Raw genomic sequence first — 8,057 nt, forward strand, 5'->3', positions numbered from 1 at the left:
CAACGTCCGGGGAATGTGTCCGGTGAAGGTGTCGGCCGAAAGGTCCCGGACGAACGGAACCGTCCCCCCGCGGCGCATCGGCTGCGGGGGGACGGTTCGTCGTGCGTCGGGCGTCAGACCACCGGTTCGTGGATGATTTCGGCCCAGGCCGCGCCGCTGTCGGGGACGCGGGGCTGCTTCCAGACTTCGACGGGGAAGGAGACCATGATGAGCGACTGCATCAGGTGCACGAGGGCGCGGGCGTCGTCGGGCAGGTCGTCGTAGTCGAATTTGTCGCAGTAGGTGATGGCGTCCTCGATGCGCGGGAATGCGGCGTCGTAGAACTTCTGCATCTCGGGCATGGTGGAGGCCAGGCGCTTTGCGTAGCGCTCGGGTTCGGTGGCCAGGACCCAGTCGGCAGCGAAAGGTTCGAGGTCGGCGAATTCAGTTGGCAGCAGCGCCATCACGGTACTCCTTGACGTAGTCTCCGACGGTCTTGTGCAGGTGGCGGAGGAGGATTTCCTGATCGCAGAGCGGGAAGTCGGTGACGGTGCGGGTGCCGATCATCGTCTGCGTCGCTTCGAGGGTGTTGGCGTCCTGCAGTGCGTACTCCTTGAAGGTGACCGCGGCCAGTTCGTGGGCGAGGCGTTCGCGGACGTTCTTCGGGGGCACGAAGTAGAGGTTGGCCTCGAAGATGTGGCGATCCGGGGCGGTGGGCCAGTAGTGGTAGGTCAGGTACCAGCCCGGTGCCCAGATGAGCAGGGTCATGTTGGGGAAGAACTCCCAGGAGTCCTGGCCCCAGACCGGGTACTTGCCGGGGTTGATGCCTTCGGGCAGTTCGTCGCCGGAGATGCCGGGGATGTCGGGGCGGTCCCAGGGTCCGAACAGGCCCGAGCGCAGGACACGTTCGATGGGCTTGACCATGTTCAGGTCCTTGGGCGGGGCCATGCCGCCCCAGGAGGAGATCATCGAGTGCGGCGACTGGATGTCGTAGTGCAGTGCCTCGTAGCCGTAGCCGGCGAGCTTCTCGGCTTCGTCCTTGGTCGCCTGCTTCATGTGCAGGATCGGGGCGTGGTAGAACTCGGCGAAGGCGTCGATGAACAGCTTCCAGTTGGAGCCGATCTCGGCCCGGTAGCTGTAGACTTCGGTCATCTTGTCGAACGGGTAACCTTCGATGCCCTTGGCCAGCGGGCCGAGGTATTCGTCGAGGGGCTGGGCGTTGTCGTCGAGGTTGATGAAGATGAAGCCCTGCCAGATCTCGCAGCGCACGGACTTGAGTCCGTAGTCCTGCTTGTCGAGGTCGAAGAACTCGCCCTCCTGCTGCACGAAGGTCAGATCGCCTTCGAGGCTGTAGCGCCAGGCGTGGTACTTGCAGGTGAACTGCTTGCAGCTGCCGGCGACCTCCTCGCCGGGAAAGTCGTTCCAGACCAGCTTGTTTCCGCGGTGGCGGCACAGGTTGTGGAAGGCGCGGATCTCACCGTCGTTGCCCTTGACGATGATCAGCGAGGTGCCGGGGCCGGCGGAGGGCAGTTCCTTGGTGAAGTAGCTGCCCTTGCGGGGCAGCTTCTCGACACGGCCGACGTTGAGCCAGGTGCGCTTGAAGATCGCGTTGCGCTCGTCCTCGAAGAACTGCGGATCGTACGAGTCGGTGTAGTCGACCGGTGCGGTGCCGAGCTCGGGCCAGTGTTCGGTCCAGCTGCCTTCGGCTGGTTTCGGGAAATGGGGCACGGATCTACCTTTCCTGTCCGGGCTCGGTGTCGTGTCCGAGTCCGATACCGAATGTGTTGAAAGCCATGGCCATGAGGCCGTAGCCGCCGACCGTGAAGATGAAGTCCATTCGCTGCCGCTTGTCGAGCCGCTCGCCGAGCGCGTTCCACGTCTGCTCGGAGAGCCGGTTCTTGTCCTCGAGTTCGTCGACCGCGGCGAGCAGGGTGCGTTCGAACTCGTCGGTGGCCTCACCGATGCGTGCTGCCTCGATCTCGTCGAGGGTCAGCCCGGCTTCCTGCGCGATCGGGACGTGGTGCTGCGATTCGTACTCGCAGTCGCGGCGGTGCGCGACCCGCAGGATCACGAGCTCCCGCAACCGCGGCGGCAGTGTCGACCGCCACAGCAGATAGACGCTGAAGCCGAGGAACGCCTTGGTCAGGTCCGGGTGATGCGCGAGCGCGGACAGGGCCGTGCCGGCTCCTTCCGGATTCTGGCGATCCCGCGCGAGCATCCCGATGAACGCTGCTCGCGTCTTGTCGTCCCACTCCTCTGCAGGGAGCGGCGGAAGCAGGGCCATGCACCAACCTCCTCTCGTCGGCGAGAATTACATTCTCATTTCTGCTCAGTAGGTTTCCAGGCTTTTGCCGGATAGTCAACGTCCGGTCTGAAGACGCAGGTGGGCGGCCTGCCACCGGAGTGCTCCGGCATCTCGTCCGGATGATCCAGGGGGTGAGGTCCGCGAATCTCCTCCCCGCTCCGGACCAGTAGAATATGTTGATTCTCCTACAGCGAGAGGCTAGTTTCCCTATCAGGCGAGAGCACTATGGCCTCGGGAATTCCCGGCGCAACCGCGGCCCTGCGGACGGCGTCGCTCTCCTGTCAATTACCGGTCGGCCCGAACGGGCCTGCAGGGGGAGGAAGAACGTGAAACTACAGCAGACTCCGGTACCCGAGGTGCGTCGACGAATTGTCGCGGGCACCGGACGGGCCGCCGTGGCGCTGGCCGCGATCGCGGTGCTCGTCGCCGGGTGCGGCGGCCGCACCGGATCCGAGACTGGTGGAGGCGACGACCGCAGCGGTGGCGGATCGTCGGCGCTCTCCGCGGACTTCGGTGACCTGACCGAGGTGTGCCAGGAGGGTGACGCCTCGACGGCCTCCGCACAGGGCGTCACCGCCGAGCAGATCGAGGTCGGCGTCTTCACCGACATGGGGTTCACCAAGAACCCCGAATTCGTCGATGCGGCAAAGGTGTTCACGTCCTGGTGCAACGACAACGGCGGCATCAACGGCCGCACCCTCGTCGCCAACACCCGCGACGCCAAGCTGATGGAACCGCGCCAGCGCATGATCGAGGCCTGCCGTGAGGACTTCGCCCTCGTGGGCGGCGGTGCTGCGCTCGACGCCCTCGGCGTCAAGGAGCGCCTGAACTGCCTGCTTCCGACCTTCACGGCCCAGACCGTGCAGGAAGGTGCCGCCGGCGCCGACCTCGAGATCAGCGCCTCGCCGGCGAAGATCCCCGGATACGACAACTACGCCGGATTCCGTGAGTGGGTGATCAACGAGGCCTACCCCGAGTCCAAGTCCGCGATCGGCGCGATCAACGGCGACTCGGCCGTCACCAAGGTCGTCGGCGCGATCACCCAGGAGACCTTCGAAGCGCTGGGCGCGACCATGGTCTACAACGAGTTGTACCCGGCGATGGGTGTCTCGGACTGGACCCCCTACGCGCAGGCCATCAAGAGCAAGGGCGTCAAGGGCCTGGTCTTCATGGGCAGCTTCGACCAGCTCGCCAAGCTCGAAGAGGTCCTGACCAACATGGACTACAAGCTCGACTGGATCGACGCGAACAACAACGCCTACAACGCGCAGTTCATCGACCTCCTCGGCCGCTCCGCGGAGTACCAGAACAACCTCGTCGACCTCGGCGGCATGGCACCGCTCGAAAGCGACGAGCCCGCCGTCGAGCAGCTGAAGGAGCTCTACGCCAAGTACGCGCCCGACGCGCAGATCACCCTGCCCGCGATGCGCGCCTGGTCGTCCTGGCTGCTATTCGCCAAGGCCGCAGCCGCCTGCGGTGACGAACTCACCCGTGCATGTGTGTACGAGACCGCGCGTGAGGAGACCGCGTGGACGGGTGGCGGACTGCACGCGCCGTCGGATCTGCAGACGCCGCTGCCGCCGAAGGCGTGTTTCAACGTCGAAAAGGCGACCCCGGACGGTTGGGAGCCCGCCGATTTCAACCCGGACAACGGTCTGTACCGGTGTGACCTCCCGCCGCGCAAGATCACGCAGGACTTCGGAGCGCCGCTGACGCTCGCGGAAGTCGGCAAGAGCATGAGCGACGTCCAATAATGGAACAGTTCATCACCTTCGGGATCGTCGGCCTCACCACGGCCGCGGTCTACGCGATCATCAGCAGTGGCCTGGTCGTCACGTACACGACCACCGGCGTGTTCAACTTCGCGCACGGGGCCACGGGCATGATGGCGGCCTTCGCCTACTGGCAGCTCAGCGTCGGCTGGGGCTGGCCTGTGTGGCTCTCGGTCGCCGTCGTGCTGCTGGTGCTGGCGCCGGCGTTCGGTCTTCTGGTCGAACGGTTGCTGCGTCCGGTTCAGAGACTCGGCGAGGCCGAGAAGCTCGTCATGACCATCGCGATGCTCAGTGGTCTGATCGCGCTGGCCCGCTGGATCTGGAACCCCATCAAAGCCCGATCGCTGCCGACGTTCTTCAACGAGCAGCAGGCGTTCCACATCGGCTCGGCGACGATCACCTGGCACCAGGCACTGACGATGATCGTCGCGGTCGCGGTGGCGCTGGGCCTGCGCGTGCTGATGTTCAACACGCGCACCGGTGCCGAGATGCGGGCGACGGTCGACGACCGCGCGCTCGTCGGTCTCACCGGCGCGGACCCGGTCCGCGCCAACCGCGTCGCCTGGATCCTCGGAACCGTGCTGGCGGCCCTCGGCGGCGTGCTCATCGCCCCGATGGTCGCGCTCGAGGCCACCCAGCTGTCGTTGCTGATCGTCAGCGCCTACGCGGCGGCGATATTCGGGCGGCTGAAGAGCCTGCCGATGACGTTCGTCGGTGCGGTCGTGGTCGGGTGCATGGAGGCCTACATGGCCGGCTACCTGCCGCAGAACGACTACCTGCCGGGCCTGCGTCTGGCCGCACCGGCGATCCTCCTGCTGCTCGCGCTGCTGCTGTTCCCGCACGGCCGTCTGCGGGGCCGCGACCGGAACCTCAGCCAGGTGCCGGTGCCCACGGTGCGAGGGACGTTCGCGTTCGCGGGTGTGATCGTCGCGTTCGGCATCATCCTCGCCACCGTGCTCGGCGAGGGCGATCTCATCACCTACGGGCAGATCTTCGCGTTCGGTGTGATCGCGATGTCCTTCGTGCCGCTGGTCGGCTACGCCGGGCAGATCTCTCTCGCCCAGCTGAGCATGGCGGGGATCGGTGCGATCGTGTGCGCGCATCTGGGGGCGGACGGACAGTGGTGGGCACTGCTCGCCGTGATGGTCGTCTCCGGCGTCGCCGGTGCGATCGTCGCGATCCCGGCGCTGCGGTTGTCGGGTGTGTATCTCGCGCTCGGCACTGCGGCGATCGCGGTCGTGCTGGACCGGTGGATCTTCTCGATGCCCTCCTTCGAGGTGTTCGGGATGGAGATCGCGTTCTTCAACCAGGGTTCGATCGATCTGGTCGGGCCGAGCCTGCTCGGCTTCCAGGTCGACACCCCGGCGGAACTGACCGTGTTCGCGGCGATCTGCCTCGCCCTCGTCACCATCGGGGTCGCGGCGCTGCGCCGCGGCCGGCTCGGCCGGCAACTGATCGCGCTGCGCGACAGCGAAGCCGCGTACGCGACCCTCGGCGGCAGCCTGCTGCTGATGAAGACGGTGGTGTTCGCGATCTCCGCCGGCATCGCCGGACTCGGCGGCGCGCTCTACGGGATGCAACTGCAGTCCGTCGCCCCGGAGCAGTTCAATTTCATTGCCGGACTGGGTATCTTCCTCATCGCTGTCGTCGGTGGTCTCGGTGTCGTCGGCAACGGTCTGTTCACCGGCACGATGATCGCCGGACCACTCAACGCGATCGTCGCGCTGTGGCCGGGCGCGCAGAACCTCGTGCAGACCCTGCCCGCCGCGGCCGGACTCGCCTACGGGTCCGGGGCCGTCGACGACGGCGTCGTGCCCTCGATGCGCAAGGAATGGGAAGCGACGTTCCGCGACACTCTCGTCGTCTCGACGCTCGTGGGATGGATCGTCCTGCTGTGGCTGCTGCGCCTCGGCGACGTGATCAACGGGTACGTGTTCTTCGCCGGCATCGTCGCCGGTGTGATCGCCGCCCGCGTCTGGTCGAACTCGCGGCGCAAGGTACCGCCGGGACCGGACGGCTCCGTCGAGGAGATACCCGTCGAGTGGTGGGGCGTGAAACGCCCGTGGACTCCGGAGGATCAGGAGGTGCTCGATCGTGCCGTCGCAACTCGAGGTTGACGACATCGCCGTCGCGTTCGGGGGCCACCGCGCCCTCGACGGGGTCGGGTTGAAAGCCGAACGCGGACAGGTCACCGGGCTCATCGGCCCCAACGGGGCCGGCAAGAGCACCCTGTTCGACGTCATCACCGGGCTGCGCCGGCCCGTGGCGGGACGCGTGTACCTCGACGGACACGACGTCACGCGAGCCGGCCCGGCACGCCGCGCCCGGCACGGCCTCGCCCGCACGTTCCAGCGACTGGAACTGTTCGGCCGGCTCAGCGTCCGCGACAATCTGCTCGTCGCAGCAGAACTCGGCCCGGAACGTCGCCGAGCGCATCAGGTCGCGGACGAGATCATCGACCGCCTCGACCTGCACCACCTCGCCGACACGACGGCCGACGCGCTGTCCACCGGCATGGGCAGGCTCGTCGAGGTCGCGCGGGCGCTCGCGGTCCACCCGAGCCTGATCCTGCTCGACGAACCCGCCGCGGGACAGGACCCGCAGGAGACCGAGCTGTTCGCCGGTCTGCTGCGGGCACTCGCCGACGACGGAACCGCGGTTCTGCTCGTCGAACACGACATGGAACTGGTCATGAACGTGTGCGATCAGGTCTACGTTCTCGACCTCGGCCGGATCATCTCCGTCGGACCACCCGACGTGATCCGCAAGGACGAGAAGGTACTCGCGGCCTACCTGGGGGAAGCATGACAGCCATCCTCGAGTTGCGCGACGCCCGCGCCGCCTACGACGAGATCACCGTGCTGCACGGAATCGACCTGAGCGTCTCCGCCGGGCAGGTGGTGGCCCTGCTCGGCCCGAACGGCGCCGGCAAGACCACCACGCTCAAGGCCGCCGCCGGCGTCCACCCGTTGCGTTCCGGGCAGCTCGTGCTCGGTGGGCGCGACGTCACCGGAGTGGCACCGCGCGACCTGGCACGGGCCGGGGTCTGCCTGATCCCGGAAGGTCGCGGCGTGTTCCCCAACATGTCCGTCCGCGACAACCTGCTGATGATGACGTTCACGGGCACACCCCGCGAGCAGATCGAGGAGGTCGCGTTCTCGCGCTTCCCGATCCTCGCCAAGCGTGCGTCGCAGACCGCCGGGACACTCTCCGGCGGCGAGCAGCAGATGCTCGCACTCGCCCGTGGACTGGCCACCGATCCCGCGGTCCTGCTGCTCGACGAACTGTCGATGGGTCTGGCGCCGCTGGTCGTCGGCCGGCTCTACGACGAGGTCGCCGAGATCGCCCGCAGCGGGGTGGCGGTCCTCGTCGTCGAGCAGTTCGCGAATGCCGTGCTCGACTTCGCAGACCACGCAGCGGTTCTCGTGCGCGGACGCATCCAGAAGCAAGGCCATCCCGACAGCGGTCTCCGATCCGAGCTCGCAGCACTCTACCTAGGGAGTTCCTCATGACCTCGACCGAATCCCGAGCGGACCGATTCACCCGTGAACTGTCCGAGCTGAAGATCCCCGATCCCGCCGCCGGCCGGTCGTCGCTGTGGCTGCGCCTCGGCATCGCCCTCATGGTGATCGGCCCGATCCTCGGAGTGGTGGCATACTTCATGTCGCACAACACGTCCGACGCGCTCGTGCAGCGCGACGCGATCGTGGTCTCGATTCTCGGCGTCGCCGTCGCGATCGTCGGCGCGGCGCTGTACCTGCGCTACTCGCTCACCGGCTTCCTCCGGTTCTGGATGGCACGCCAGTCCTTCGATCTCGGCATGCTCGCCGAGCGTACGTCCGAAAGTGAGGTTGAAGCATGACCACCTCGACTCCGCTCCGCGCCGGAGAACAACTCGCCAGTGCCGAATGCACGGTCCGTGTCGTCGTGGTCCGGGCACCGGCCGACGCCGGGGGAGTGCTGGCGTGCGGTGGGAGCCCGATGGTCCCGGCGACCGGCGG

General features: G+C 67.0%; 8 protein-coding genes. 5 read left to right on the top strand and 3 right to left on the bottom strand.

Annotated elements, in window-relative coordinates; translation table 11 throughout:
- Positions 1-113: 113 nt before the first annotated feature.
- The 3 genes from I0Q12_RS30130 to I0Q12_RS30140 are packed head-to-tail and all read right to left on the bottom strand — an operon-like array spanning position 114 to position 2,263.
- Complete coding sequence (locus tag I0Q12_RS30130; RefSeq protein WP_197257502.1) at positions 114-443, bottom strand: hypothetical protein; 330 nt, start codon at positions 441-443, stop codon at positions 114-116.
- The gene (locus tag I0Q12_RS30135) at positions 424-1,707 is read right to left on the bottom strand and encodes an aromatic ring-hydroxylating dioxygenase subunit alpha (RefSeq protein WP_197257504.1); all 1,284 of its coding nucleotides are present in this window, start codon (positions 1,705-1,707) and stop codon (positions 424-426) included. The genes I0Q12_RS30130 and I0Q12_RS30135 overlap by 20 nt, the downstream gene beginning before the upstream one ends.
- Positions 1,708-1,711: 4 nt before the next feature.
- The gene (locus tag I0Q12_RS30140) at positions 1,712-2,263 is read right to left on the bottom strand and encodes a carboxymuconolactone decarboxylase family protein (protein ID WP_197257506.1); all 552 of its coding nucleotides are present in this window, start codon (positions 2,261-2,263) and stop codon (positions 1,712-1,714) included.
- Between the two features lie 389 nt (positions 2,264-2,652).
- On the opposite strand from I0Q12_RS30140, the gene I0Q12_RS30145 reads away from it, so the two are divergent.
- The 5 genes from I0Q12_RS30145 to I0Q12_RS30165 are packed head-to-tail and all read left to right on the top strand — an operon-like array spanning position 2,653 to position 7,918.
- Positions 2,653-4,038 (top strand): ABC transporter substrate-binding protein, encoded by a 1,386-nt coding sequence (locus tag I0Q12_RS30145; protein ID WP_374069000.1) that lies wholly within the window; start codon positions 2,653-2,655, stop codon positions 4,036-4,038.
- A complete protein-coding gene (locus I0Q12_RS30150; RefSeq protein ID WP_197257510.1) occupies positions 4,038-6,173 on the top strand; it encodes an ABC transporter permease in 2,136 nt (711 codons plus the stop codon). Before I0Q12_RS30145 ends, I0Q12_RS30150 begins: the two co-directional genes overlap by 1 nt.
- Positions 6,151-6,864, top strand: a complete 714-nt coding sequence (locus I0Q12_RS30155; protein ID WP_197257512.1) for an ABC transporter ATP-binding protein — start codon at positions 6,151-6,153, stop codon at positions 6,862-6,864. Before I0Q12_RS30150 ends, I0Q12_RS30155 begins: the two co-directional genes overlap by 23 nt.
- The gene (locus I0Q12_RS30160; RefSeq protein WP_197257514.1) at positions 6,861-7,568 is read left to right on the top strand and encodes an ABC transporter ATP-binding protein; all 708 of its coding nucleotides are present in this window, start codon (positions 6,861-6,863) and stop codon (positions 7,566-7,568) included. Before I0Q12_RS30155 ends, I0Q12_RS30160 begins: the two co-directional genes overlap by 4 nt.
- A complete protein-coding gene (locus I0Q12_RS30165; RefSeq protein ID WP_197257516.1) occupies positions 7,565-7,918 on the top strand; it encodes a hypothetical protein in 354 nt (117 codons plus the stop codon). Before I0Q12_RS30160 ends, I0Q12_RS30165 begins: the two co-directional genes overlap by 4 nt.
- Positions 7,919-8,057 lie beyond the last annotated feature (139 nt).

Origin of the sequence: Rhodococcus sp. CX (genome assembly GCF_015865005.1) — a bacterium.
Taxonomy (GTDB): Bacteria; Actinomycetota; Actinomycetes; order Mycobacteriales; family Mycobacteriaceae; genus Rhodococcus.